Raw genomic sequence first — 874 nt, forward strand, 5'->3', positions numbered from 1 at the left:
CCGCGCATGCGGCTTCCTATGCGCCGAAGGCCGTGGCCCAGGGCGGAGGGGTTGCTGTGCGGGCGCGTCAGGGAATGCAGGACGAGAATGCGCTTGATCTGGATGTTGTGCCGCAACGGCTTGGCGACGCCTGGGGCGAAACGCCCTGGGACGATGTGAAGGCCGTCATCAGGGCAGAAGCCAGGGAAAGGCTTGCGGTCATGTCGCATGCTCATGTAACAGATCGAAATACTACGGAAAATTAAGTCCAGCCACTGTTGCGGCACATGTCGACAAAGGTTGGGAAACGTCTTTACAAAGTCTGCGCTTGAAGATATAGGGGTCCATTGCGTTAATAGTTTGTGTTTACGCCCCCAGCGGCGTCCGCCGGAGGATTACATGGATCACAAGGATTTGGAATATTTCCGTAAACTTCTTTCAGGTATGCTTGAAGAGGCCCAGCAAAAGGGCGACAGCACCATTGAAGAGCTGACTGACAGTAACGAAGTGTTCGCTGACCCTGCCGACAGGGCCACTGCCGAATCCGATCGCGCTTTTACCCTGCGTATTCGTGACCGGGAGCGGCGTCTTATCCGTAAGATTCAGGCCGCATTGACCCGTATAGATGATGGAACCTATGGCATCTGCGAAGATTGCGGTGATGATATCAGCATTCCGCGCCTTAAGGCCCGCCCTGTGACCAGGCTTTGCATCAACTGCAAGGCCAAACAGGAAGAAGACGAACACCTCAGAGGAGACTAGGCAGCCTTGGTGCAGGCCCGCCGCTGGCCGTTGCGTCCCGTGTTCGTCATGCCCTTTGGGGCGGCCCGCGCGGGAATGCGGTTGAGTGCGGCCGCCTGTGACAACCTTGCTGCCGTGTTTTGAATGATATTGT

Annotated in this window: 1 protein-coding gene and 1 pseudogene; both read left to right on the plus strand. The window is 56.6% G+C overall.

Annotated features, from left to right (window positions below):
- Positions 1 to 245: pseudogene (locus V6C16_RS14395) on the plus strand (tRNA(5-methylaminomethyl-2-thiouridylate) methyltransferase); the annotation flags it as partial.
- Between the two features lie 133 nt (positions 246 to 378).
- Positions 379 to 741 carry an RNA polymerase-binding protein DksA gene (gene dksA, locus V6C16_RS14400; RefSeq protein ID WP_012623938.1) on the plus strand — a complete coding sequence of 121 codons (363 nt, stop codon included), beginning with the start codon at positions 379 to 381 and terminating at the stop codon, positions 739 to 741.
- Positions 742 to 874 lie beyond the last annotated feature (133 nt).

Origin of the sequence: Desulfovibrio sp. 1188_IL3213 (genome assembly GCF_036763145.1) — a bacterium.
Lineage (GTDB): Bacteria > Desulfobacterota > Desulfovibrionia > Desulfovibrionales > Desulfovibrionaceae > Desulfovibrio.

Bases quoted from the DNA above. Each gene is read 5' to 3' on its own strand.
- dksA (WP_012623938.1), top strand. From the start codon at position 379: ATGGATCACAAGGATTTGGAATATTTCCGTAAACTTCTTTCAGGTATG.